A 25,346-nucleotide genomic window follows, 5' to 3' on the forward strand; every position below is an offset into this window, starting at 1 on the left:
CTTACTTGGAGTAGAGCTCGACAATCAGGCTTTCGTTGATGTCGGCGGACAGATCACTGCGAGCAGGAACGTTCTTGAAAACGCCCGACTTCTTCTCAGTGTCTACTTCTACCCATTCTACGCGGCCACGTTGGGCACACAGATCGAGAGCTTGGACAATGCGAAGTTGGTTTTTTGCTTTCTCGCGAATCGCGACCACGTCACCAGCACGAACCTGGTAAGACGGTACGTTAACGGTTTGGCCGTTTACGCTGACGGATTTGTGCGATACCAGCTGACGGGATTCGGCGCGAGTCGAACCAAAGCCCATACGGTATACAACGTTGTCCAGACGGCATTCGAGCAGTTGCAGCAGGTTTTCACCGGTTGCACCTTTCTTGCCAGCAGCTTCTTTGTAGTAGCCGCTGAACTGACGCTCGAGAACGCCGTAGATACGACGGACCTTCTGCTTTTCACGCAGTTGGGTGCCGTAATCGGACTGGCGACCGCGGCGTTGGCCGTGGATACCAGGTGCTGCTTCAATGTTGCACTTCGATTCGATCGCGCGCACGCCGCTCTTCAAGAAGAGATCGGTGCCTTCACGACGAGCGAGTTTGCATTTTGGACCAATGTAACGAGCCATTCTTTACAATCTCCTGGATTACACGCGGCGCTTCTTCGGCGGACGGCACCCGTTGTGCGGGATTGGCGTCACGTCGGTGATGCTGGCGATCTTATAGCCACAGCCGTTCAAAGCACGGACAGCAGACTCACGACCTGGACCTGGACCTTTGACGTTAACGTCGAGGTTTTTCAGGCCGTATTCCAGCGCAGCTTGACCAGCACGTTCAGCAGCTACTTGAGCAGCAAACGGGGTGGACTTGCGGGAACCGCGGAAACCCGAACCACCGGAGGTAGCCCAAGAAAGCGCGTTACCTTGACGGTCGGTGATGGTCACGATTGTGTTGTTAAAAGAAGCATGGATGTGGGCGATGCCATCAACCACTGTCTTTTTAACTTTTTTACGAGGACGAGCAGCAGGTTTTGCCATGATAATTTTCCTGTCGATTCGCGTGGGCGATTACTTGCGGATCGGCTTACGCGGACCTTTACGGGTACGCGCGTTAGTCTTGGTACGCTGACCGCGCACTGGAAGACCACGACGATGACGCAGACCACGGTAGCAACCGAGGTCCATCAAACGCTTGATTTTCATGTTGATTTCGCGACGCAGGTCACCTTCAGTGGTGAACTTCGCCACTTCGCCACGCAACAGCTCAATCTGCTCGTCGCTCAGATCCTTGATCTTTGCGGCTGGGTTTACCCCAGTGTCTGCGCAAATTTTCTGCGCAGTAGTGCGACCAACACCATAGATGTAGGTCAGCGAGATAACAGTGTGCTTGTTATCTGGAATGTTAACGCCTGCAATACGGGCCATTCAGTGGGACTCCAATTGACAGCTACCTACGCCCCGGAAGCCAAGAAATAGGGCGCGAGATAATATCGCTGTAATAACAAATAATCAACCCGGCAGCGCACTAGCTGCCGGGCTTCAAGCGGATCACACTCAGCCTTGGCGCTGTTTGTGACGCGGTTCCGCGCTGCAAATTACTCGAACAACACCTTCGCGGCGAATAATCTTGCAGTTGCGGCACAGCTTTTTCACCGATGCACGAACTTTCATCACCAACTCCTCGAACCTTATGGGGTACTCAGCGCAACATGCCGCTGCCGTAGCCCTTCAGGTTGGCTTTCTTCATCAGGGATTCGTACTGGTGCGAAACGAGGTGCGATTGTACTTGGGACATGAAGTCCATCACAACCACGACCACGATCAGCAACGAGGTCCCGCCAAGGTAGAACGGAACGTTTGCCGCAACCACCAGGAACTGGGGAAGCAAACACACGGCCGTCATATATAGAGCACCGAACAGGGTCAAACGAGTCAGAACGCCATCAATGTAGCGTGCAGACTGCTCACCCGGACGAATACCCGGAATAAAGGCACCGGACTTCTTCAGGTTTTCCGCTACGTCTTTCGGATTGAACATCAACGCCGTATAGAAGAAGCAGAAGAAAATAATCCCTGCACTAAACAGCAGAATATTCAACGGCTGACCAGGAGCGATCGACTGAGAGAGGTCCTGCAGCCAGCCCATATTTTCAGACTGACCAAACCAGGTACCCAACGAAGCCGGAAACAGCAAGATGCTGCTCGCGAAAATTGCCGGAATAACGCCGGCCATATTCACCTTCAGCGGCAAGTGGCTGGTCTGCGCAGCAAAGACCTTACGGCCCTGCTGACGCTTGGCGTAGTGAACAGCAATACGACGCTGACCACGCTCAATGAACACCACGAAACCGATAATCGCTACTGCCAGCAAACCGATGGCAACCAGGGCGAAGATATTGATATCACCCTGACGCGCAGACTCGAAAGACTGCCCAATTGCTCTCGGAAGACCGGCGACGATACCTGCGAAAATCAACATCGAGATACCGTTACCAACACCACGCTCAGTAATCTGCTCACCCAGCCACATCATGAACATCGCACCAGCCACAAACGTGGATACCGCGACGAAATGGAAGCCAAAGTCACCAGTGAACGCAACGCCCTGCCCTGCCAGGCCAACGGACATGCCGATAGCTTGAACCAGAGCGAGGACGACAGTGCCGTAGCGGGTGTACTGGCTAATCTTGCGACGGCCAGCTTCACCTTCCTTCTTCAACTGCTCCAGCTGCGGGCTGACGGCGGTCATCAGTTGCATGATGATCGATGCCGAAATGTACGGCATGATCCCCAGTGCAAAGATGCTCATCCGCTCCAGCGCGCCGCCGGAAAACATGTTGAACAAGCTAAGAATGGTCCCCTCATTCTGTCGAAACAGGTCTGCGAGTCGGTCCGGGTTGATACCTGGAACCGGGATGTGTGCGCCTATTCGGTAGACGATAATCGCCAGGAACAGAAAACGCAGACGAGCCCAAAGTTCAGACATACCGCCTTTGCCGAGCGCTGAGAGAGCACCTTGCTTAGCCATTTATTCCTCGAACTTGCCGCCAGCTGCTTCGATAGCCGAACGCGCACCTTTGGTGGCGCCGATTCCCTTGCCGATAGTGACAGCGCGAGTCACTTCACCGGACAGCATGATTTTCACACGCTGTACGTTGACGTTGATCACGTTGGCATCTTTCAGGGTCTGCACAGTAACGATGTCGCCTTCCACTTTAGCCAGCTCGGACAGACGCACTTCTGCGCGGTCCATGGCTTTCAGGGATACGAAACCGAACTTAGGCAGGCGACGATGCAGCGGCTGTTGACCGCCTTCAAAGCCTGGAGCAATGGTGCCACCGGAGCGGGAGGTCTGACCTTTGTGGCCACGGCCACCGGTCTTACCCAAACCACTACCGATACCACGGCCCGGACGATGCTTTTCGCGACGGGAACCCGGCGCTGGACTCAGATCATTGAGTTTCATCGATTAACCCTCTACACGCAGCATGTAGTAAGCCTTGTTGATCATCCCGCGATTCTCGGGAGTATCCTGGACTTCTACAGTGTGACCGATGCGACGCAGACCCAGACCTTTAACACACAGCTTGTGGTTAGGAATGCGGCCGGTCATGCTTTTGATCAGCGTTACTTTAACGGTAGCCATGATCAGAAGATCTCCTTCACAGTCAGGCCACGCTTGGCAGCGATGGACTCAGGAGATTGCATAGCTTTCAAACCTTTGAAAGTGGCGTGAACCACGTTTACCGGGTTAGTCGAGCCGTAGCACTTGGCCAGAACGTTCTGAACGCCAGCAACTTCGAGGACAGCACGCATAGCGCCGCCAGCGATGATACCGGTACCTTCAGAAGCAGGCTGCATGTACACCTTCGAAGCGCCATGGGCGGACTTCATTGCGTACTGCAGGGTAGTGCCGTTCAGATCAACCTGGATCATGTTGCGACGAGCAGCTTCCATTGCCTTCTGGATCGCGGCAGGCACTTCACGTGACTTGCCACGGCCGAAGCCAACACGCCCTTTACCATCACCCACCACGGTCAACGCGGTGAAAGTGAAGATACGGCCGCCTTTAACGGTTTTGGCTACGCGGTTAACTTGAACCAGCTTCTCAATGTAGCCTTCGTCGCGCTTTTGGTCGTTATTTGACATAACTTAGAACTCCAGCCCAGCTTCACGAGCAGCATCAGCCAGCGCTTTAACGCGGCCGTGGTACTTGAAGCCAGAGCGGTCGAAAGCCACTTGCGAGACGCCCACGGCCTTAGCACGTGTAGCGACCAGCTGGCCAACCTTAGTGGCCGCGTCGATGTTGCCGGTGGCACCATCACGCAGTTCTTTATCCAAAGTCGAGGCGCTTGCCAGGACTTTGTTGCCGTCGGCCGAGATGACCTGGGCGTAGATGTGCTGCGACGAGCGATACACGCAGAGACGCACGACTTCGAGTTCGTGCATTTTCAGGCGTGCTTTGCGAGCGCGACGCAGTCGAGTAACTTTTTTGTCGGTCATTTGCTATGCCCTACTTCTTCTTGGCTTCTTTACGACGGACGACTTCGTCCGCGTAGCGCACACCTTTGCCTTTGTACGGCTCTGGTGGACGGAAGTCGCGGATCTCAGCGGCCACCTGACCTACCAGCTGCTTATCGATGCCCTTGATCAGGATATCGGTTTGGCTAGGGGTCTCAGCGGTGATGCCTTCCGGCAGTTCGTAATCCACTGGGTGCGAGAAGCCAAGGGCCAGGTTCAAAACCGTGCCTTTTGCTTGCGCTTTGTAACCAACACCGACCAGCTGGAGCTTACGCTCGAAGCCTTGGCTTACGCCTTGGACCATGTTGTTTACCAACGCACGCGTGGTACCGGCCATTGCGCGAGTTTGTTGATCGCCATTGCGAGCAGCGAAACGCAGCTCACCAGCTTCTTCAACGATCTCAACGGACGAATGGATATTCAGTTCAAGAGTGCCCTTGGCACCCTTCACCGAAAGCTGTTGGCCTGCGAATTTGACTTCGACACCGGCTGGCAGCTTAACGGGGTTCTTAGCGACGCGAGACATGCTTATCCCCCCTTAGAACACAGTGCAAAGAACTTCGCCGCCGACACCGGCAGCGCGCGCAGCACGATCCGTCATCACACCTTTGTTGGTGGAGACGATAGACACGCCCAGACCGCCACGAACTTTCGGCAGATCTTCAGCGGACTTGTACTGACGCAGGCCTGGACGGCTAACGCGCTTCACTTCCTCGATGACCGAACGGCCTTCGAAGTATTTCAGCTCGATGGACAGCAGTGGCTTGATTTCGCTGCTGATCTGATAACCCGCAATGTAGCCTTCGTCTTTCAGGACTTTGGCAACAGCTACCTTCAACTTGGAAGATGGCATGCTTACGACGGACTTTTCAGCCATCTGGGCATTACGGATACGAGTTAGCATGTCCGCTAACGGGTCCTGCATACTCATGGGCTAGACGCTCCTAATACAAAAAAATTAGCCTTGCGGCTACATATGTCGCCGAGAATCTTCCGAGCGTAAAAAACACGGGCTCAGGCGAGCCGCGTATTTTAGACACAGTCCGGAAATGAAACAAGCCCCAAAAGGGGCTTGTTCCAGATTCAAGGCCACCGGCGGTCAGTATCTTGCGAACCCGACCACCTTGGCGTTGAAAGTACTTACCAGCTGGCTTTAACCAGACCTGGGACGTCACCACGCATTGCCGCTTCACGCAGTTTGTTACGGCCAAGGCCGAACTTGCGGTAAACGCCGTGTGGACGACCGGTCAGGCGGCAGCGGTTACGCATGCGCGAGGCGCTTGCGTCACGTGGCTGCTTCTGCAGAGCAACTGTAGCTTCCCAACGCGCTTCTGGACTTGCGTTCAGATCAACGATGATTGCTTTCAGTGCTGCACGCTTCTTGGCGTACTTGGCAACCGTGAGCTGACGTTTCAGCTCGCGGTTTTTCATGCTCATCTTGGCCATGGTCCTACTCCAATCAGTTGCGGAACGGGAATTTGAAAGCACGCAACAGGGCGCGACCTTCATCATCGTTCTTGGCAGTGGTGGTCAGGGTGATGTCCAGACCGCGGAGAGCATCGATCTTGTCGTAGTCGATTTCCGGGAAGATGATCTGCTCTTTCACGCCCATGCTGTAGTTACCACGACCATCGAAGGACTTGGCATTCAGGCCGCGGAAGTCGCGAACCCGAGGCAGGGAGATCGACAGCAGACGATCCAGGAATTCATACATACGCTCACGGCGCAGAGTCACTTTGACGCCGATCGGCCAGCCTTCGCGGACTTTAAAGCCAGCGATGGATTTCCGAGCGTAAGTCACAACGACTTTTTGACCGGTGATCTTTTCCAGGTCAGCAACAGCGTGCTCGATGACTTTTTTGTCACCGACCGCTTCGCCCAAACCCATGTTCAGGGTGATTTTGGTAACGCGTGGAACTTCCATCACGTTCGAAAGCTTAAGTTCTTCCTTAAGTTTCGGTGCGATTTCTTTCCAGTAAATCTCTTTTAGTCGTGCCATGGTCTTCTACCTAGCAGTGTTCAAGCATCAACCGCTTTTTGGGTCGACTTGAAGACACGAATTTTCTTGCCATCTTCTACTTTGAAACCAACGCGGTCAGCCTTGTTGGTTTCGCCGTTGAAAATGGCGACGTTAGAAGCGTCCAGTGGAGCTTCTTTTTCGACGATACCGCCTTGCACGCCCGACATCGGGTTAGGCTTGGTATGACGCTTGACCAGGTTCAGACCACCGATAACCAGACGGTTATTAGCGAGAACCTTAAGCACCTTACCGCGCTTACCTTTGTCTTTGCCGGCGATCACGATGATCTCGTCGTCACGACGAATCTTTTGCATGTCGGATCTCCTTACAGCACTTCTGGGGCGAGCGAGACGATCTTCATGAACTTCTCAGTACGAAGTTCACGGGTCACTGGCCCAAAGATACGGGTGCCGATAGGCTCTTGCTTGTTGTTCAGAAGAACAGCAGCGTTGCCATCAAAGCGGATAATGGAGCCATCAGCACGACGTACGCCGTGACGAGTGCGGACTACAACAGCAGTCATCACTTGGCCTTTTTTCACTTTACCGCGAGGAATTGCTTCCTTGACGGTCACTTTGATGATGTCACCGATACCAGCGTAACGACGATGGGAGCCACCCAGCACCTTGATGCACATAACGCGGCGAGCGCCGCTGTTATCGGCCACATCGAGCATGGATTGAGTCTGAATCATATAATTTCTCCGACCCCTAGTCCTTAGACTTCCACAGCGCGTTCGAGAACATCAACCAGCGCCCAAGACTTGGTCTTGGCCAGCGGACGAGTTTCACGAATAGTGACCTTGTCGCCGATGTGGCACTGATTGGTTTCGTCGTGCGCGTGCAGCTTAGTCGAACGCTTAACATATTTACCGTAGATCGGGTGCTTAACGCGACGCTCGATCAAAACGGTGATGGTTTTGTCCATCTTGTCGCTGACAACACGGCCAGTCAGCGTACGGACAGTCTTTTCGGCTTCAGCCATGATCACTTACCTGCCTGCTGGTTGAGCACAGTCTTCACGCGAGCGATGTCACGCTTAACTTGCGAGAGCAGATGAGACTGCCCCAACTGGCCAGTTGCTTTCTGCATACGCAGATTGAACTGGTCGCGCAGCAGGCCGAGCAGTTGCTCGTTCAGCTGCTGTGCGGATTTTTCACGAAGTTCATTCGCTTTCATCACATCACCGTCCGTTTAACAAAGGAGGTGGCGAGCGGCAGCTTTGCAGCAGCCAGGGCGAAAGCCTCACGCGCCAGCTCTTCAGAAACGCCCTCGATTTCATACAGGACTTTGCCTGGCTGAATCTGGGCTACCCAGTATTCCACGTTACCCTTACCTTTACCCATCCGAACCTCGAGAGGTTTTTTGGAGATCGGCTTGTCCGGGAATACACGGATCCAGATCTTGCCGCCACGTTTTACGTGACGGGTCAGAGCACGACGCGCTGACTCGATCTGACGAGCGGTGAGACGACCACGAGCTACAGACTTCAGCGCGAACTCGCCGAAGCTGACTTTGCTACCGCGCTGAGCCAGACCACGGTTGTGGCCTGTCATCTGCTTGCGGAACTTCGTACGCTTAGGTTGCAACATTTGGCGTACCCCTTACTTAGCAGCTTTTTTACGAGGCGCTGGTGCTTGTGGTTTCAGTTCTTCTTGGCGACCACCAATTACTTCGCCTTTGAAGATCCAAACCTTTACACCGATCACACCGTAGGTGGTGTGAGCTTCGTAGTTGGCATAGTCGATGTCGGCACGCAGGGTGTGCAGTGGCACACGACCTTCGCGATACCATTCAGTACGTGCGATTTCAGCACCGCCGAGACGACCGCTCACTTGGATTTTGATGCCTTTGGCACCAATGCGCATGGCGTTCTGTACAGCGCGCTTCATAGCGCGACGGAACATTACGCGACGCTCCAGCTGCTGAGCTACGCTCTGCGCAACCAGCATACCGTCGAGCTCCGGCTTGCGGATCTCTTCGATATTGATGTGCACAGGCACACCCATTTGCTTGGTCAGGTCCTGACGCAGCTTCTCAACATCTTCACCTTTCTTCCCGATAACGATACCTGGACGAGCAGTGTGGATGGTGATACGTGCGGTTTGCGCCGGGCGATGGATATCGATACGGCTTACGGACGCGCTTTTTAGTTTGTCTTGGAGATACTCACGCACCTTCAGATCAGCGAACAAATAGTCCGCATAAGTCCGGCCGTCTGCATACCAGACGGAGGTGTGTTCCTTGACGATTCCCAGGCGAATGCCAATGGGATGTACTTTCTGACCCATCTCTTCGACTCCGTTACTTGTCAGCAACCTTGACAGTGATATGGCAAGACCGCTTGACGATGCGATCAGCACGGCCTTTGGCACGTGGCATGATGCGCTTCAGCGAACGCCCTTCGTTGACGAAAACGGTGCTGACCTTCAGGTCATCAACGTCTGCGCCTTCGTTGTGCTCGGCGTTGGCTACGGCCGACTCCAGCACTTTCTTCATGATCTCGGCGGCTTTCTTACTGCTGAAAGCCAACAGGTTGAGCGCTTCGCCCACCTTCTTCCCGCGGATCTGGTCGGCGACCAAGCGGGCTTTCTGGGCGGAGATTCGAGCGCCCGACAACTTAGCGGCTACTTCCATTTCCTAACCCCTTAACGCTTGGCTTTCTTGTCTGCCACGTGCCCACGATAAGTGCGGGTACCGGCAAACTCGCCCAGTTTGTGGCCGACCATGTCTTCGTTAACGAGAACTGGGACGTGTTGACGACCGTTGTGTACTGCGATGGTCAGACCGACCATTTGTGGCAGGATCATCGAACGACGCGACCAGGTCTTAACTGGTTTGCGATCGTTCTTTTCCGCCGCCACTTCGATCTTCTTCAGTAGGTGAAGATCAATAAAAGGACCTTTTTTCAGAGAACGTGGCACTGTCGTATCCCTCTATTTACTTGCGACGACGGACGATCATTTTGTCGGTACGCTTATTACCACGAGTCTTCGCGCCCTTAGTCGGGAAGCCCCATGGCGATACCGGATGACGACCACCAGAGGTACGACCTTCACCACCACCGTGTGGGTGGTCAACCGGGTTCATGGCAACACCACGAACGGTTGGGCGAACGCCACGCCAGCGTTTGGCACCAGCTTTACCCAGCGAACGCAGGCTGTGCTCGGAGTTCGAGACTTCGCCCAGGGTCGCACGGCATTCAGCCAGCACTTTACGCATCTCACCAGAACGCAGACGCAGGGTCACGTAGACACCTTCACGAGCGATCAGCTGAGCCGAAGCACCAGCGGAACGAGCGATTTGCGCGCCTTTACCTGGCTTCAATTCGATGCCGTGTACGGTGCTACCAACTGGAATGTTGCGCAGTTGCAGAGCGTTGCCCGGCTTGATCGGTGCCAGGGCACCTGCGATCAGCTGGTCGCCAGCGCTCACGCCTTTAGGGGCGATGATGTAGCGACGCTCGCCATCTGCGTACAGCAGCAGAGCGATGTGAGCAGTACGGTTTGGATCGTATTCAATACGCTCGACAGTGGCGGAGATGCCATCTTTGTCGTTGCGACGGAAATCGACCAGACGATAATGCTGCTTATGGCCACCACCGATGTGACGAGTGGTAATGCGACCATTGTTGTTACGACCACCAGTCTTCGATTTTTTCTCGAGCAGCGGTGCGTGAGGAGCGCCTTTATGCAGCTCCTGGTTGACCACCTTGACCACAAAACGGCGGCCAGGGGAAGTCGGTTTGCATTTAACGATTGCCATGATGCACCCCTTCCTTACTCAGCACTGCTGCTGAAATCGAGATCTTGGCCTGGCTGAAGGGAGATAACTGCCTTCTTCCAGTCATTACGCTTGCCCAGACCGCGAGCAGTGCGCTTGCTCTTACCCAGAACATTCAGGGTAGTAACACGCTCTACTTTCACGCTGAACAGGCTTTCGACGGCCTTCTTGATTTCCAGCTTGGTTGCGTCAGTTGCAACCTTGAAAACGAACTGGCCTTTCTTGTCAGCCAGAACCGTAGCCTTTTCGGAAACGTGCGGGCCAAGCAGAACTTTAAATACGCGTTCCTGGTTCATCCCAGCAGCTCCTCGAATTTCTTCACGGCCGACACGGTGATCAACACCTTGTCGTATGCGATCAGACTAACTGGATCGGAACCTTGCACGTCACGTACATCAACGTGTGGCAGGTTGCGAGCAGCCAGGTACAGGTTCTGATCAACAGCTTCAGACACGATCAAAACATCGGTCAGGCTCATGTTGTTCAGTTTGCCCAGCAGATCTTTGGTTTTTGGACTTTCAACAGCGAAGTCCTGAACCACGACCAGACGATCGGTACGCACGAGTTCAGCAAGGATGGAGCGCAGTGCTGCGCGGTACATCTTCTTGTTGAGCTTCTGCGAGTGATCCTGTGGACGAGCTGCGAAAGTGGTACCGCCGCCACGCCAGATTGGGCTACGGATAGTACCGGCACGAGCACGGCCAGTGCCTTTCTGACGCCAAGGGCGCTTACCGCCACCACGTACGTCGGAACGGGTCTTTTGCTGCTTGCTACCTTGACGGCCGCCGGCCATGTAGGCCACGACTGCTTGGTGAACGAGCGTCTCGTTGAATTCGCCGCCAAATGTCAGTTCGGAAACTTCGATCGCTTGAGCGTCATTTACATTTAATTGCATGTCAGCTTCCCCTTAACCGCGAGCCTTGGCCGCTGGACGTACAACCAGGTTGCCGCCAGTAGCGCCAGGAACAGCACCCTTGACCAACAACAGATTGCGTTCAGCGTCGACGCGCACTACTTCGAGGGACTGCACGGTCACGCGCTCAGCGCCCATATGACCGGACATTTTTTTGCCCTTGAATACACGACCAGGAGTCTGGCACTGGCCAATAGAGCCCGGGACGCGGTGGGAAACGGAGTTACCGTGAGTGTTGTCTTGACCACGGAAATTCCAACGCTTGATCGTACCCTGGAAGCCTTTACCCTTGGACTGACCGGTTACATCAACCAGTTGACCAGCGGCGAAGATTTCAGCGTTGATCAGATCGCCAGCCTGGTAGTCGCCGTCTTCAAGACGGAACTCCATGACGGTGCGACCAGCTGCAACGTTTGCTTTAGCGAAGTGACCTGCTTGAGCAGCAGTCACGCGCGAAGCACGACGCTCGCCGACAGTGACTTGCACTGCACGATAGCCATCGGTCTCTTCAGTTTTGAACTGGGTGACGCGATTCGGTTCGATCTCAATGACCGTGACCGGAATGGAGACACCTTCTTCGGTGAAAATACGGGTCATACCGCATTTACGACCGACTACACCAATAGTCATGTTGTAAACCTCATGAGTGTACGGGGCTTTCACCCGCTATGGCCGCCCATTTCAGAGCGTTACACGACTAAGACCCAAGTCTTAGCCGAGGCTGATCTGTACTTCCACACCGGCCGCCAGATCAAGCTTCATAAGTGCATCAACGGTTTTATCCGTTGGCTGGACGATGTCCAGTACGCGCTTATGAGTGCGGATCTCGTACTGGTCACGCGCGTCTTTGTTGACGTGCGGGGAGACCAGAACGGTGAACCGCTCTTTACGGGTAGGCAGTGGAATTGGACCACGCACTTGAGCACCAGTACGTTTCGCGGTTTCCACGATTTCCTGGGTGGATTGGTCGATCAGGCGATGGTCAAAAGCCTTCAACCTGATACGGATTTGCTGATTTTGCATTGGATTTCAGACTCCGGCTGCTATTCCCAGCGAGCGCAATACGCCCGTTAAAAGGAGGCGCAATTCTATAGACGGCCCTGATAGGTGTCAACCCAATAAAAAAGGCCCCCGCTGAGCGGGGGCCTTTTCAAAACATCAGAGCTATCTCAGAAGAGATAATTACTCGATGATTTTAGCTACAACACCAGCACCAACGGTACGGCCGCCTTCACGGATTGCGAAACGCAGACCGTCTTCCATAGCGATGGTTTTGATCAGGGTGACAACCATTTTGATGTTGTCGCCTGGCATTACCATTTCTACGCCTTCCGGCAGTTCGCAGTTACCAGTTACGTCGGTAGTACGGAAGTAGAACTGTGGACGGTAGCCTTTGAAGAACGGAGTGTGACGGCCGCCTTCTTCTTTGCTCAGCACGTACACTTCAGCTTCGAACTTGGTGTGCGGCTTAACCGAACCTGGCTTGACCAGAACCTGGCCACGCTCAACGTCGTCACGCTTGGTACCACGCAGCAGAACGCCGCAGTTCTCGCCAGCACGACCTTCGTCGAGCAGCTTACGGAACATTTCAACACCGGTGCAGGTGGTGACGGTAGTGTCACGCAGACCAACGATTTCCAGTGGATCCTGAACCTTGACGATACCGCGCTCGATACGACCAGTTACAACAGTACCGCGACCGGAGATCGAGAATACGTCTTCGATTGGCATCAGGAACGGCTTGTCGATAACACGGACTGGATCTGGGATGTAGCTGTCCAGAGTCTCAACCAGTTTACGAACGGACGTGGTGCCCATTTCGTTATCGTCTTTGCCTTCCAGAGCCATACGAGCAGAACCGATGATGATCGGAGTGTCGTCACCTGGGAAGTCGTAAGTGCTCAGCAGGTCGCGCACTTCCATCTCAACCAGTTCCAGCAGCTCAGCGTCGTCTACCAGGTCAGCCTTGTTCAGGTAAACCACGATGTACGGAACGCCAACCTGACGGGACAGCAGGATGTGCTCACGGGTTTGTGGCATCGGACCATCAGCGGCCGAGCAAACCAGGATTGCGCCGTCCATCTGGGCAGCACCGGTGATCATGTTCTTCACATAGTCAGCGTGACCTGGGCAGTCAACGTGAGCGTAGTGACGGATCAGCGAGTTGTATTCAACGTGCGCGGTGTTGATGGTGATACCACGAGCTTTCTCTTCTGGTGCGCTGTCGATTTTATCGAAATCAACGATTGCGGAACCGAATACTTCGGAGCAAACGCGAGTCAGAGCAGCAGTCAGAGTGGTTTTACCGTGGTCAACGTGACCGATGGTGCCAACGTTGACGTGCGGTAGGGAACGATCAAATTTTTCTTTAGCCACGACAATTAACTCCTTGCCTAAAGGACTGAATCAGCCTTGTTTTTTGGATACAGTTTCAGCGATGTGCGCCGGAGCTGTGTTGTATTTTTTGAATTCCATAGAGTAGCTTGCGCGACCCTGGGACATGGAGCGAACGTCGGTCGCATAACCGAACATCTCACCCAACGGAACCTCGGCGCGAATCACTTTGCCGGAAACCGTGTCTTCCATACCCAAGATCATGCCGCGACGACGGTTAAGGTCGCCCATGACATCACCCATATAGTCTTCAGGTGTAACAACTTCTACCGCCATGATTGGCTCAAGCAACTCACCACCGCCCTTCTGGGCCAGTTGCTTGGTTGCCATGGAGGCAGCCACCTTAAACGCCATCTCGTTGGAGTCGACGTCGTGGTAAGAACCGTCAAAAACGGTTGCTTTCAGGCCGATCAGCGGATAGCCGGCAACAACACCGTTCTTCATCTGCTCTTCGATACCCTTCTGGATAGCAGGGATGTATTCCTTAGGAACAACACCACCTACTACTTCGTTCACGAATTGCAGACCTTCCTGACCTTCGTCAGCAGGAGCAAAACGGATCCAGCAGTGACCGAACTGACCACGACCGCCGGACTGACGAACGAACTTGCCTTCGATTTCACAGTTCTTCGTGATGCGCTCACGATAGGAAACCTGAGGCTTACCGATGTTGGCTTCGACGTTGAACTCACGGCGCATCCGGTCAACCAGGATGTCCAGGTGCAGCTCGCCCATGCCGGAGATGATCGTTTGACCAGTCTCTTCATCAGTCTTGACGCGGAAAGATGGATCTTCCTGAGCAAGCTTGCCCAGAGCGATACCCATTTTTTCCTGGTCATCCTTGGTCTTTGGCTCTACGGCAACCGAAATAACCGGCTCCGGGAAGTCCATGCGAACCAGGATGATTGGCTTGTCAGCGTTGCACAAGGTTTCACCGGTGGTGACGTCCTTCATGCCGATCAAGGCCGCGATGTCACCAGCGCGCACTTCCTTGATTTCTTCACGGGCGTTTGCGTGCATTTGCACCATACGACCCACGCGCTCTTTCTTGCCTTTAACCGAGTTGATCACGCCGTCGCCGGAGTTCAACACGCCCGAGTAAACGCGGACGAAGGTCAAGGTACCCACGAATGGGTCAGTGGCAATTTTAAATGCCAAAGCGGAGAACGGTTCTGCGTCGTCTGCGTGACGCTCCAGCTCGATAGTCTCGTCATCCGGGTCAGTACCCTTGATGGAAGGAATATCAACCGGTGCCGGCAGGTAGTCGATCACAGCATCGAGAACCAGGGGAACGCCCTTGTTCTTGAACGAGGAACCGCAAACAGCCAGGACGATTTCGCCAGCGATAGTACGCTGACGCAGAGCGGCCTTGATTTCCGCGTTGGTGAGTTCTTCACCTTCGAGGTACTTGTTCATCAGCTCTTCGTTGGCTTCAGCCGCAGCTTCAACCATGTTGTTGCGCCATTCGTCAGCCAGTTCCTGCAGTTCAGCAGGGATAGGCTTGCGAACAGGAACCATACCTTTGTCAGCGTCGTTCCAGTAAACAGCTTCCATGGTCAGCAGATCGATCTGGCCTTGGAAATTGTCTTCGGAACCGATAGCCAACTGGATTGGCACCGGGGTGTGACCCAGACGCTGCTTGATCTGACCGATCACGCGCAGGAAGTTCGCACCGGCACGGTCCATCTTGTTTACGTAAACAAGACGTGGAACACCGTATTTGTTGGCTTGACGCCATACGGTTTCCGACTGAGGCTCAACGCCCGAGGTACCGCAGAACACAACGACAGCGCCGTCGAGTACCCGCAGGGAACGTTCAACTTCAATGGTGAAGTCTACGTGGCCCGGGGTATCGATTACGTTGAAGCGGTGCTCATCCTTGTACTGCTTCTCGGAACCTTTCCAGAAGGCGGTAATGGCAGCAGAAGTAATGGTAATACCACGCTCCTGCTCCTGAACCATCCAGTCTGTGGTCGCGGCGCCATCATGCACCTCGCCCATCTTGTGACTTTTGCCGGTGTAAAACAGTACGCGCTCAGTAGTGGTGGTTTTACCAGCATCCACGTGAGCGACGATACCGATGTTACGGTAGCGGCTAATCGGAGTAGTACGAGCCATAAAGCCCTCGCAAAATTAGTGAAGCTAAAATTAGAAGCGGTAGTGCGAGAAAGCTTTGTTGGCTTCAGCCATACGGTGCACGTCTTCACGCTTCTTAACAGCAGCACCTTTACCTTCAGCAGCGTCCAACAGTTCGCCGGCCAAACGCAGAGCCATAGACTTCTCGCCGCGCTTACGGGCGAAGTCTACCAACCAGCGCATTGCCAGAGCGTTACGACGGGACGGACGAACTTCAACCGGAACCTGGTAAGTAGCACCGCCTACACGGCGCGACTTCACTTCGACCAGCGGAGCGATGGCGTCGAGAGCTTTCTCGAAGATTTCCAGGGGGTCGCTGTTCTTGCGTTCTTTAACCTTTTCCAGCGCGCCATAAACGATACGCTCGGCAACGGCTTTCTTGCCGCTTTCCATCACGTGGTTCATGAACTTGGCCAGAATTTGGCTTCCGTATTTTGGATCGTCAAGCACTTCGCGCTTGGCTGCTACGCGTCTTCTTGGCATGGATAAGCCCTCAAACGGTCTTCAGGTTCGCTCGGAATCGGTGCCCTTTCGGGACGCCTCCGACCTTACTCTTATCGACTCAGAAAATAAGATGATTCAGTTTTACAAAAAGCCGCTACTACTTAGGCTTCTTGGTACCGTACTTCGAACGACCCTGGTTACGACCTTTAACGCCGGAAGTATCCAAGGAGCCGCGTACGGTGTGATAACGAACACCTGGCAAGTCTTTTACACGACCGCCGCGGATCAGTACCACGCTGTGCTCTTGCAGGTTGTGGCCTTCACCGCCGATGTACGAGGAAACCTCGAAACCGTTGGTCAGGCGCACACGGCATACTTTACGCAGTGCCGAGTTAGGTTTTTTCGGCGTGGTGGTATACACACGGGTGCATACGCCACGACGTTGCGGGCAGTTCTGCAGCGCAGGCACGTCGGATTTCTCGACGATACGCTTACGCGGCTGACGTACCAGCTGGTTGATAGTTGCCATCTACTAGCTCCACTGTTGTCTTGCGACGCTATTGTCTTGCAAGAAAAGCAAAATGGCAGGAACGAATTCCCGCCAAATTTAGGGGTACAAGAGTCTAAAGAGGATCTTGTCCCCAGTCAAGGCAAGGCCCCGACCTCCCCACTCGTCGAACCGGTGCATATATGCCTCGATCCGACGAATGGGGGTGTCAGGGCCCAGTCTCATCTATCGCAGAACTCAGTTACCGCTTGAGTTCAGCGCTTCGGTCAGTGCAGCTTCCACTTCACTGGCGCTTACGCGCAACGGCTTGTCAGCATCACGGCGGCGCTTGCGCTCGCTGTGGTAAGCCAAACCGGTACCAGCCGGGATCAAACGACCCACGACTACGTTTTCCTTCAGGCCGCGCAGGTAATCGCGCTTGCCGGTTACCGCTGCTTCGGTCAGTACACGAGTGGTCTCCTGGAAGGAGGCCGCCGAGATGAACGACTCAGTGGACAACGACGCCTTCGTGATACCCAGCAGCACGCGAGTGAACTTGGAAACGAATTTCTCGTCGTTCGCCAGGCGCTCGTTTTCTACCAGTACGTGAGTCAGCTCCATCTGGTCGCCCTTGATGAAACTGGAATCGCCGGATTCAGCGATTTCAACTTTACGCAACATCTGACGCAGGATGGTCTCGATGTGCTTATCGTTGATCTTCACGCCTTGCAGACGGTAAACGTCCTGGATCTCGTTAACGATGTACTTGGCCAGCGCGCTCACACCCAGCAGACGCAGGATATCGTGCGGATCGCTCGGGCCGTCGGAGATAACTTCGCCGCGGTTTACCTGTTCGCCTTCGAAGACGTTCAGGTGACGCCACTTCGGAATCAGCTCTTCGTACGGATCGCTACCGTCGTTCGGGGTAATGACCAGACGGCGCTTGCCCTTGGTCTCTTTACCGAAGGCGATGGTGCCGCTGACTTCAGCCAGAATCGACGCTTCTTTCGGACGACGCGCTTCGAACAAGTCGGCAACACGCGGCAGACCACCGGTGATGTCGCGAGTTTTCGAAGTTTCTTGCGGGATACGCGCGATAACATCACCGATCGCGATCTTCGCACCATCCGCTACACCGACCAGGGCGTTGGCTGGCAGGAAGTACTGAGCGATTACGTCAGTACCTGGCAGCAACAGATCCTTGCCGTTGTCGTCGACCATCTTCACGGCAGGACGGATGTCTTTACCGGCAGCTGGACGATCTTTGGCGTCAAGTACTTCAATGTTGGTCATACCGGTCAATTCGTCAGTCTGACGCTTGATCGTGATGCCTTCTTCCATGCCCACGTAGGTCACGGTACCTTTCATTTCGGTAACGATTGGGTGGGTGTGCGGATCCCACTTGGCAACGATTGCGCCAGCGTCGACCTTGTCACCTTCCTTCACCGAAATCACAGCACCGTACGGCAGCTTGTAACGCTCGCGCTCACGACCGTAGTCGTCAGCGATTGCCAGCTCACCGGAACGGGACACAGCAACCAGGTGGCCATCCACTCGCTCAACGTGCTTGAGGTTGTGCAGGCGGACGGTACCGCCATTCTTCACCTGAACACTGTCAGCTGCGGAGGTCCGGCTTGCCGCACCACCGATGTGGAACGTACGCATGGTCAGCTGGGTACCCGGCTCACCGATGGACTGGGCAGCGATAACGCCGACCGCTTCACCGATGTTCACCTGGTGGCCACGAGCCAAATCACGGCCGTAGCACTTGGCGCAGATGCCGTAGCGGGTTTCGCAGCTGATCGGCGAGCGAACGATCACTTCGTCGATGCTGTTGAGTTCGATGAACTCGACCCACTTCTCGTCTACCAGGGTGCCGGCAGGAACGATAACTTCCTCGGTACCTGGCTTGAACACGTCACGGGCAATCACACGACCCAATACGCGCTCACCCAGTGGTTCTACAACGTCACCGCCTTCAATGTGCGGTGTCATCAGCAGGCCGTGCTCGGTGCCGCAATCGATCTCGGTGACAACCAGATCTTGTGCAACGTCTACCAGACGACGCGTCAGGTAACCGGAGTTAGCGGTTTTCAACGCGGTATCCGCCAGACCCTTACGAGCACCGTGAGTGGAGATGAAGTACTGAAGTACGCTCAAACCTTCACGGAAGTTCGCAGTAATCGGGGTTTCGATGATGGAGCCATCCGGCTTGGCCATCAGGCCACGCATACCGGCGAGCTGACGGATCTGCGCAGCAGAACCCCGTGCGCCCGAGTCGGCCATCATGTACATCGAGTTGAAGGACTCCTGATCAACTTCGTCGCCATGACGGTCGATGACTTTCTCTTTCGAGAGGTTGGCCATCATCGCCTTGGACACTTCGTCGTTCGCCTTGGACCAAAGGTCGATCACTTTGTTGTACTTCTCGCCCTGGGTTACCAGGCCGGAGGCGTACTGGCTCTCGATCTCTTTCACTTCGTCAGTGGCAGCACTGATGATGCGAGCTTTTTCATCCGGGATAACGAAGTCGTTAACGCCGATGGAAACGCCAGAGATAGTCGAGTAAGCGAAACCTGTGTACATCAACTGGTCAGCGAAGATCACGGTCTCTTTCAAACCAACCACGCGGTAGCACTGGTTGATCAGCTTGGAGATCGCCTTTTTCTTCATCGGCAGGTTGACGACGTCGTACGACAGACCTTTTGGCACAACCTGGTACAACAGCGCACGGCCGACGGTGGTGTCGACGATACGAGTGTTGCTCACGCTGCCGCCGTCACGGTCGTTGACGGTTTCGTGGATCCGCACTTTGACCTTGGCGTGCAGTGCGGCTTCGCCGGCACGGAACACACGGTCAACTTCTTGCAGGTCAGCGAACACACGACCTTCGCCTTTGGCGTTGATCGCTTCACGGGTCATGTAGTACAGACCCAATACAACGTCCTGCGACGGAACGATGATTGGCTCACCGTTGGCTGGCGACAGAATGTTGTTGGTCGACATCATCAACGCACGCGCTTCCAACTGGGCTTCCAGTGTCAGCGGTACGTGCACGGCCATTTGGTCGCCGTCGAAGTCGGCGTTGTACGCAGCACAGACCAGAGGGTGCAGCTGGATAGCCTTACCTTCGATCAGTACCGGTTCAAACGCCTGGATACCCAGACGGTGAAGGGTCGGTGCACGGTTGAGGAGAACCGGGTGTTCGCGAATCACTTCAGCGAGAACGTCCCAAACTTCTGGCAGTTCGCGCTCGACCATTTTCTTGGCCGCTTTGATGGTGGTCGCGAGACCGCGCATTTCCAGCTTGCCGAAGATGAACGGCTTGAACAGCTCGAGTGCCATCTTCTTGGGCAGACCGCACTGATGCAGACGCAGGGTCGGGCCTACGGTAATTACCGAACGACCGGAGTAGTCAACACGCTTACCGAGCAAGTTCTGACGGAAACGACCCTGCTTACCCTTGATCATGTCAGCCAGGGATTTCAGAGGACGCTTGTTGGAACCGGTGATCGCACGGCCACGACGACCGTTGTCGAGCAAGGCGTCGACGGCTTCTTGCAACATACGCTTTTCGTTGCGCACGATGATGTCCGGAGCGGACAGATCAAGCAGGCGCTTCAAGCGGTTGTTACGGTTGATCACGCGGCGGTACAGGTCGTTGAGGTCGGACGTCGCGAAACGACCACCGTCCAACGGTACCAGCGGACGCAGGTCTGGCGGCAGAACCGGCAGAACGGTCAGCACCATCCACTCTGGCAGGTTGCCGGAACCCTGGAAGGCTTCCATCAACTTCAGACGCTTGGACAGCTTCTTGATCTTGGTTTCGGAGTTGGTTTGCGGAATTTCTTCGCGCAGACGACCAATCTCGTGCTCCAGGTCGATAGCGTGCAGCAGTTCACGGACAGCTTCGGCACCCATGCGGGCATCGAAATCATCACCGAACTCTTCCAGCGCTTCGAAGTACTGCTCATCGTTCAGCAGCTGACCTTTTTCAAGGGTGGTCATGCCTGGATCGATAACGACGTAGCTCTCGAAGTAGAGAACGCGTTCTATATCACGCAGGGTCATGTCCATCAGCAAGCCGATACGGGACGGCAGCGATTTCAGGAACCAGATGTGGGCAACCGGCGAAGCCAGTTCGATGTGCGCCATGCGCTCACGACGAACCTTGGCCAGCGCAACTTCAACGCCGCACTTCTCGCAGATCACACCACGATGCTTCAAGCGCTTGTACTTACCGCACAGGCACTCGTAATCCTTTACCGGGCCAAAGATCTTGGCGCAGAACAGGCCGTCACGCTCAGGTTTGAACGTACGGTAGTTGATGGTTTCCGGCTTTTTAACTTCACCGAACGACCACGAACGGATCATCTCAGGCGATGCCAGTCCAATACGGATGGCGTCGAACTCTTCGACTTGACCCTGGTTTTTCAGCAAATTCAGTAGGTCTTTCAAGGCCTTTCCTCCTGGCGGAGCAGAGAGCGGGCCAAACGGCCTCGCTCTCGATTCGCGTCACGTGTTATTCGGTTTCCAGATCGATATCGATGCCGAGGGAACGAATTTCTTTGATCAACACGTTGAAAGACTCGGGCATGCCCGGCTCCATACGGTGATCGCCGTCCACGATGTTTTTGTACATCTTGGTACGACCGTTCACATCGTCCGACTTCACTGTGAGCATTTCTTGCAGAGTGTATGCAGCACCGTATGCTTCCAGTGCCCAGACCTCCATCTCCCCGAAACGCTGACCACCGAACTGAGCCTTACCACCCAGCGGCTGCTGGGTAACCAGGCTGTACGAACCGGTAGAACGAGCGTGCATCTTGTCGTCTACCAAGTGGTTCAGCTTCAGCATGTACATGTAGCCAACAGTAACCGGGCGCTCGAACTTGTTGCCGGTACGGCCGTCGAACAGCTGCATCTGGCCGCTTTCCGGCAGGTCTGCCAGTTTCAGCATGGCCTTGATTTCGCTTTCCTTGGCACCGTCGAACACCGGGGTAGCCATTGGAACGCCGCCGCGCAGGTTCTTCGCCAGATCCAGGATTTCCTGGTCGGTGAAGGTGTCCAGCTCTTCGTTGCGACCGCCGATCTCGTTGTAGATCTCGTGCAGGAACTTACGCAGGTCAGCGACCTTGCGTTGCTCTTCGATCATACGGTTGATCTTCTCACCCAGACCCTTGGCCGCGAGGCCCAGGTGGGTTTCAAGGATCTGACCAACGTTCATACGCGAAGGTACGCCCAACGGGTTGAGGACGACGTCGACCGGGGTGCCATTGGCATCGTGCGGCATGTCTTCAACCGGCATGATCACGGAGACCACACCTTTGTTACCGTGACGACCGGCCATCTTGTCGCCCGGCTGGATGCGGCGACGGATTGCCAGGTAAACCTTGACGATTTTCAGCACGCCTGGAGCCAGGTCATCGCCCTGCTGCAGTTTGCGCTTCTTGTCTTCGAACTTGTCGTCCAGCAGACGGCGGCGATCAACGATGTAGGCCTGGGCCTTCTCGAGTTGCTCGTTCAGAGCATCTTCAGCCATGCGCAGTTTGAACCACTGGCCATGCTCGAGACCGTCGAGGATTTCGTCGGTGATGTCCTGACCTTTCTTCAGACCTGCGCCGCCTTCAGCCTTGTGGCCTACCAGAGCGGAACGCAGACGTTCGAAGGTCGCGCCTTCAACGATACGGAACTCTTCGTTCAGATCCTTGCGGATCTCGTCGAGTTGGGTCTTCTCGATGGACAGTGCACGAGCATCACGCTCAACGCCGTCGCGGGTGAAGACCTGTACGTCGATGACAGTACCCTTGGTACCGGTAGGTACGCGCAGGGAGGTGTCTTTAACGTCGCTGGCTTTTTCACCGAAGATGGCACGCAGCAGTTTCTCTTCCGGAGTCAGTTGGGTCTCGCCTTTCGGAGTGACCTTACCGACCAGAATGTCGCCTGCGCCAACTTCAGCACCTACGTAAACGATACCGGCTTCGTCCAGCTTGTTCAGTGCAGCTTCACCCACGTTAGGGATGTCTGCAGTGATTTCCTCTGGCCCAAGCTTGGTGTCACGTGCCACACAGGTCAGTTCCTGGATGTGGATCGTGGTAAAGCGATCTTCTTGAACAACTCGTTCCGACAGGCAGATGGAGTCTTCGAAGTTGTAACCGTTCCAGGCCATGAACGCGATGCGCATGTTCTGACCCAGTGCCAGCTCACCCATATCGGTGGACGGGCCGTCGGCCATGATATCGCTACGCTGAACGCGGTCACCCTTACGCACCAGCGGACGCTGGTTGATGCAGGTGTTCTGGTTCGAACGGGTGTATTTGGTCAGGTTGTAGATGTCGACACCAGCTTCACCGGTTTCAACTTCGTCATCGGCAACACGAACCACGATACGGCTGGCATCAACGGAATCGATCACGCCACCACGACGAGCCACGACGCAAACGCCGGAGTCACGGGCTACGTTACGCTCCATGCCGGTACCTACCAGCGGCTTGTCGGCGCGCAGGGTCGGTACAGCTTGACGCTGCATGTTGGAACCCATCAACGCACGGTTGGCGTCATCGTGCTCCAGGAACGGGATCAGCGACGCTGCAACCGACACGACCTGCTTGGGCGATACGTCCATCAGGGTGACGTCTTCCGGCGCCTTGACGGTGAACTCGTTCAAGTGACGAACAGCTACCAGCTCGTCGATCAGGACTTTCTTGTCGTTCATCGTGGCCGAAGCCTGAGCGATCACGTGATCAGCTTCTTCGATGGCGGACAGGAAGACGATTTCGTCAGTGACCAGACCCTCTTTCACAACACGGTACGGGCTCTCGAGGAAACCGTACTGGTTGGTGCGCGCATAAGCGGCCAGGGAGTTGATCAGACCGATGTTCGGACCTTCCGGCGTTTCGATCGGGCATACACGACCGTAGTGCGTCGGGTGTACGTCACGGACTTCGAAGCCTGCGCGCTCACGGGTCAGACCGCCCGGGCCCAGTGCGGAAACACGGCGCTTGTGGGTGATCTCGGAGAGCGGGTTGTTCTGGTCCATGAACTGCGAGAGCTGGCTGGAACCAAAGAACTCTTTCACCGCCGCAGCCACTGGCTTGGCGTTGATCAGGTCTTGCGGCATCAGGCCTTCGCTTTCAGCCATCGACAGGCGCTCTTTGACCGCACGCTCAACACGTACCAGGCCAACGCGGAACTGGTTCTCTGCCATTTCGCCTACGCAGCGAACACGACGGTTACCCAGGTGGTCGATGTCATCGACGATGCCTTTACCGTTACGGATGTCGACCAGGGTCTTCAGTACCGCGACGATGTCTTCCTTGCACAGCACGCCCGAACCTTCGATCTCGGTACGACCGATACGACGGTTGAACTTCATCCGGCCGACCGCAGACAGGTCATAGCGCTCAGGGCTGAAGAACAGGTTGTTGAACAGGGTTTCGGCAGCATCTTTGGTTGGTGGCTCACCAGGACGCATCATGCGATAGATCTCGACCAGCGCTTCCAATTGGTTGCTGGTGGAGTCGATCTTCAGGGTGTCGGAGATGAACGGACCGCAGTCGATGTCGTTGGTGTACAGGGTCTCGATGCGAACGACTTGAGCCTTGGCGATTTTGGCCAGGATCTCGGTGTTCAGCTCGGTGTTGCACTCAGCCAGGATTTCGCCTGTCGCCGGGTGAACGATGACCTTGGCAGTAGTGCGGCCCAGGACGTAGTCCAGCGGCACTTCCAACTCTTTGAGACCGGCTTTTTCGATCTGGTTGATGTGGCGCGCGGTGATACGGCGGCCGGCTTCAACAATGACCTTGCCCTTTTCATCCTGGATGTCCAGGACGGCAATTTCACCACGCAGACGCGATGCGATCAGCTCCAGCTTGAGGGTTTCATCCTTCAGGCTGAATACGTTGGTGGTGTAGAAGGCATCCAGCACCTGCTCAGTGGTATAGCCGAGCGCGCGCAGCAGTACCGAGGCCGGCAGCTTGCGACGACGGTCGATACGCACGAACACGCAGTCTTTAGGGTCGAACTCGAAGTCCAACCACGAACCACGGTACGGAATGATCCGCGCGGAGTACAGGAGCTTGCCGGAGCTGTGCGTCTTGCCGCGGTCGTGGTCGAAGAACACGCCCGGGGAACGGTGCAGCTGGGAAACGATTACGCGTTCGGTACCATTGATAACGAAGGTACCGTTTTCAGTCATCAGTGGGATTTCGCCCATGTAGACTTCTTGCTCTTTGATGTCCTTGATCGCTTTGTTCGACGATTCTTTGTCGAAAATGATCAGACGGACTTTTACCCGCAAAGGTACGGCGTACGTAACACCGCGCAACACGCATTCTTTGACATCAAATGCCGGTTCGCCCAGGCGATAACCGACGTACTCCAGCGCAGCATTGCCGGAGTAGCTGATGATCGGGAAAACGGATTTGAAGGCCGCATGCAGGCCCACGTCGCGGAACTGATCTTTGGTCGCTCCCGCCTGCAAGAATTCACGATACGAATCCAGCTGGATAGCCAGAAGGTACGGGACATCCATGACGTCCGGCAACTTGCTAAAGTCCTTGCGGATACGTTTTTTCTCAGTATATGAGTAAGCCATCAGCGTTCCCCAGCTTGGTCACCTGCTTGTTTGGCCCTCCCGACGGGAGCAGCCAGAAAAT

The 25,346-nt window shown here is 55.1% G+C and carries 32 protein-coding genes; all 32 read right to left on the bottom strand.

Annotated elements, in window-relative coordinates; translation table 11 throughout:
• Position 1: 1 nt before the first annotated feature.
• Positions 2 to 622 carry a 30S ribosomal protein S4 gene (rpsD, locus tag CIB54_RS20225; RefSeq protein WP_003210056.1) on the bottom strand — a complete coding sequence of 207 codons (621 nt, stop codon included), beginning with the start codon at positions 620 to 622 and terminating at the stop codon, positions 2 to 4.
• 18 nt (positions 623 to 640) lie between these two features.
• A complete protein-coding gene (gene rpsK / locus CIB54_RS20230; RefSeq protein ID WP_002555466.1) occupies positions 641 to 1,030 on the bottom strand; it encodes a 30S ribosomal protein S11 in 390 nt (129 codons plus the stop codon).
• A gap of 30 nt (positions 1,031 to 1,060) precedes the next feature.
• Positions 1,061 to 1,417 carry a 30S ribosomal protein S13 gene (gene rpsM, locus CIB54_RS20235; RefSeq protein WP_003210063.1) on the bottom strand — a complete coding sequence of 119 codons (357 nt, stop codon included), beginning with the start codon at positions 1,415 to 1,417 and terminating at the stop codon, positions 1,061 to 1,063.
• Between the two features lie 129 nt (positions 1,418 to 1,546).
• Positions 1,547 to 1,663 (bottom strand): 50S ribosomal protein L36, encoded by a 117-nt coding sequence (gene rpmJ, locus CIB54_RS20240; RefSeq protein ID WP_002555468.1) that lies wholly within the window; start codon positions 1,661 to 1,663, stop codon positions 1,547 to 1,549.
• A gap of 28 nt (positions 1,664 to 1,691) precedes the next feature.
• Entirely contained in the window at positions 1,692 to 3,020 is a 1,329-nt protein-coding gene (gene secY / locus CIB54_RS20245; protein ID WP_003194637.1) for a preprotein translocase subunit SecY, read from the bottom strand.
• On the bottom strand, positions 3,021 to 3,458 hold the full coding sequence (rplO, locus tag CIB54_RS20250; protein WP_003176407.1) for a 50S ribosomal protein L15: 438 nt from the start codon (positions 3,456 to 3,458) through the stop codon (positions 3,021 to 3,023).
• Positions 3,459 to 3,461: 3 nt separating this feature from the next.
• Entirely contained in the window at positions 3,462 to 3,638 is a 177-nt protein-coding gene (gene rpmD, locus CIB54_RS20255; RefSeq protein WP_003176408.1) for a 50S ribosomal protein L30, read from the bottom strand.
• Between the two features lie 2 nt (positions 3,639 to 3,640).
• Positions 3,641 to 4,141 carry a 30S ribosomal protein S5 gene (gene rpsE, locus CIB54_RS20260; protein WP_003176409.1) on the bottom strand — a complete coding sequence of 167 codons (501 nt, stop codon included), beginning with the start codon at positions 4,139 to 4,141 and terminating at the stop codon, positions 3,641 to 3,643.
• A 3-nt stretch (positions 4,142 to 4,144) separates the two neighbouring features.
• On the bottom strand, positions 4,145 to 4,495 hold the full coding sequence (gene rplR / locus CIB54_RS20265; protein WP_017135964.1) for a 50S ribosomal protein L18: 351 nt from the start codon (positions 4,493 to 4,495) through the stop codon (positions 4,145 to 4,147).
• Positions 4,496 to 4,505: 10 nt separating this feature from the next.
• The gene (gene rplF, locus CIB54_RS20270) at positions 4,506 to 5,039 is read right to left on the bottom strand and encodes a 50S ribosomal protein L6 (protein WP_003176412.1); all 534 of its coding nucleotides are present in this window, start codon (positions 5,037 to 5,039) and stop codon (positions 4,506 to 4,508) included.
• Positions 5,040 to 5,051: 12 nt separating this feature from the next.
• Positions 5,052 to 5,444 carry a 30S ribosomal protein S8 gene (rpsH, locus tag CIB54_RS20275; protein WP_003176413.1) on the bottom strand — a complete coding sequence of 131 codons (393 nt, stop codon included), beginning with the start codon at positions 5,442 to 5,444 and terminating at the stop codon, positions 5,052 to 5,054.
• Positions 5,445 to 5,653: 209 nt separating this feature from the next.
• Positions 5,654 to 5,959, bottom strand: a complete 306-nt coding sequence (gene rpsN / locus CIB54_RS20280) for a 30S ribosomal protein S14 (RefSeq protein ID WP_003176414.1) — start codon at positions 5,957 to 5,959, stop codon at positions 5,654 to 5,656.
• 13 nt (positions 5,960 to 5,972) lie between these two features.
• Complete coding sequence (rplE, locus tag CIB54_RS20285; protein WP_003176415.1) at positions 5,973 to 6,512, bottom strand: 50S ribosomal protein L5; 540 nt, start codon at positions 6,510 to 6,512, stop codon at positions 5,973 to 5,975.
• Positions 6,513 to 6,532: 20 nt separating this feature from the next.
• Positions 6,533 to 6,847: a 50S ribosomal protein L24 gene (rplX, locus tag CIB54_RS20290; protein WP_003176416.1), complete on the bottom strand. Its 315-nt coding sequence runs from the start codon at positions 6,845 to 6,847 to the stop codon at positions 6,533 to 6,535.
• 11 nt (positions 6,848 to 6,858) lie between these two features.
• A complete protein-coding gene (rplN, locus tag CIB54_RS20295) occupies positions 6,859 to 7,227 on the bottom strand; it encodes a 50S ribosomal protein L14 (protein ID WP_002555479.1) in 369 nt (122 codons plus the stop codon).
• Positions 7,228 to 7,250: 23 nt separating this feature from the next.
• Entirely contained in the window at positions 7,251 to 7,517 is a 267-nt protein-coding gene (gene rpsQ / locus CIB54_RS20300; RefSeq protein ID WP_003176419.1) for a 30S ribosomal protein S17, read from the bottom strand.
• 2 nt (positions 7,518 to 7,519) lie between these two features.
• On the bottom strand, positions 7,520 to 7,711 hold the full coding sequence (rpmC, locus tag CIB54_RS20305; protein ID WP_002555481.1) for a 50S ribosomal protein L29: 192 nt from the start codon (positions 7,709 to 7,711) through the stop codon (positions 7,520 to 7,522).
• The gene (gene rplP, locus CIB54_RS20310) at positions 7,711 to 8,124 is read right to left on the bottom strand and encodes a 50S ribosomal protein L16 (RefSeq protein WP_003176421.1); all 414 of its coding nucleotides are present in this window, start codon (positions 8,122 to 8,124) and stop codon (positions 7,711 to 7,713) included. Before rplP ends, rpmC begins: the two co-directional genes overlap by 1 nt.
• A gap of 12 nt (positions 8,125 to 8,136) precedes the next feature.
• On the bottom strand, positions 8,137 to 8,823 hold the full coding sequence (gene rpsC / locus CIB54_RS20315) for a 30S ribosomal protein S3 (protein ID WP_003176422.1): 687 nt from the start codon (positions 8,821 to 8,823) through the stop codon (positions 8,137 to 8,139).
• A 13-nt stretch (positions 8,824 to 8,836) separates the two neighbouring features.
• Positions 8,837 to 9,169 (bottom strand): 50S ribosomal protein L22, encoded by a 333-nt coding sequence (rplV, locus tag CIB54_RS20320; protein WP_003103908.1) that lies wholly within the window; start codon positions 9,167 to 9,169, stop codon positions 8,837 to 8,839.
• 11 nt (positions 9,170 to 9,180) lie between these two features.
• Entirely contained in the window at positions 9,181 to 9,456 is a 276-nt protein-coding gene (gene rpsS / locus CIB54_RS20325) for a 30S ribosomal protein S19 (protein ID WP_002555486.1), read from the bottom strand.
• Between the two features lie 16 nt (positions 9,457 to 9,472).
• On the bottom strand, positions 9,473 to 10,297 hold the full coding sequence (gene rplB / locus CIB54_RS20330) for a 50S ribosomal protein L2 (protein ID WP_003176423.1): 825 nt from the start codon (positions 10,295 to 10,297) through the stop codon (positions 9,473 to 9,475).
• A 14-nt stretch (positions 10,298 to 10,311) separates the two neighbouring features.
• A complete protein-coding gene (rplW, locus tag CIB54_RS20335; RefSeq protein WP_002555488.1) occupies positions 10,312 to 10,611 on the bottom strand; it encodes a 50S ribosomal protein L23 in 300 nt (99 codons plus the stop codon).
• Entirely contained in the window at positions 10,608 to 11,210 is a 603-nt protein-coding gene (gene rplD / locus CIB54_RS20340) for a 50S ribosomal protein L4 (RefSeq protein WP_003176424.1), read from the bottom strand. Before rplD ends, rplW begins: the two co-directional genes overlap by 4 nt.
• Before the next feature lie 12 nt (positions 11,211 to 11,222).
• Complete coding sequence (gene rplC, locus CIB54_RS20345; RefSeq protein ID WP_003194649.1) at positions 11,223 to 11,858, bottom strand: 50S ribosomal protein L3; 636 nt, start codon at positions 11,856 to 11,858, stop codon at positions 11,223 to 11,225.
• An 81-nt stretch (positions 11,859 to 11,939) separates the two neighbouring features.
• A complete protein-coding gene (gene rpsJ / locus CIB54_RS20350) occupies positions 11,940 to 12,251 on the bottom strand; it encodes a 30S ribosomal protein S10 (protein ID WP_003186070.1) in 312 nt (103 codons plus the stop codon).
• Positions 12,252 to 12,410: 159 nt separating this feature from the next.
• Positions 12,411 to 13,604 (bottom strand): elongation factor Tu, encoded by a 1,194-nt coding sequence (gene tuf, locus CIB54_RS20355; RefSeq protein ID WP_003176426.1) that lies wholly within the window; start codon positions 13,602 to 13,604, stop codon positions 12,411 to 12,413.
• 30 nt (positions 13,605 to 13,634) lie between these two features.
• Entirely contained in the window at positions 13,635 to 15,740 is a 2,106-nt protein-coding gene (fusA, locus tag CIB54_RS20360) for an elongation factor G (protein ID WP_065949092.1), read from the bottom strand.
• A 30-nt stretch (positions 15,741 to 15,770) separates the two neighbouring features.
• The gene (gene rpsG / locus CIB54_RS20365) at positions 15,771 to 16,241 is read right to left on the bottom strand and encodes a 30S ribosomal protein S7 (protein ID WP_002555493.1); all 471 of its coding nucleotides are present in this window, start codon (positions 16,239 to 16,241) and stop codon (positions 15,771 to 15,773) included.
• 118 nt (positions 16,242 to 16,359) lie between these two features.
• Positions 16,360 to 16,731: a 30S ribosomal protein S12 gene (rpsL, locus tag CIB54_RS20370; RefSeq protein WP_002555494.1), complete on the bottom strand. Its 372-nt coding sequence runs from the start codon at positions 16,729 to 16,731 to the stop codon at positions 16,360 to 16,362.
• A gap of 216 nt (positions 16,732 to 16,947) precedes the next feature.
• Positions 16,948 to 21,147 (bottom strand): DNA-directed RNA polymerase subunit beta', encoded by a 4,200-nt coding sequence (rpoC, locus tag CIB54_RS20375; RefSeq protein ID WP_065949093.1) that lies wholly within the window; start codon positions 21,145 to 21,147, stop codon positions 16,948 to 16,950.
• A 64-nt stretch (positions 21,148 to 21,211) separates the two neighbouring features.
• A complete protein-coding gene (gene rpoB / locus CIB54_RS20380) occupies positions 21,212 to 25,285 on the bottom strand; it encodes a DNA-directed RNA polymerase subunit beta (RefSeq protein WP_057724824.1) in 4,074 nt (1,357 codons plus the stop codon).
• Between the last annotated feature and the right edge of the window lie 61 nt (positions 25,286 to 25,346).

The organism is Pseudomonas fluorescens, from assembly GCF_002837185.1.
Taxonomy (GTDB): domain Bacteria; phylum Pseudomonadota; class Gammaproteobacteria; order Pseudomonadales; family Pseudomonadaceae; genus Aquipseudomonas; species Aquipseudomonas fluorescens_AM.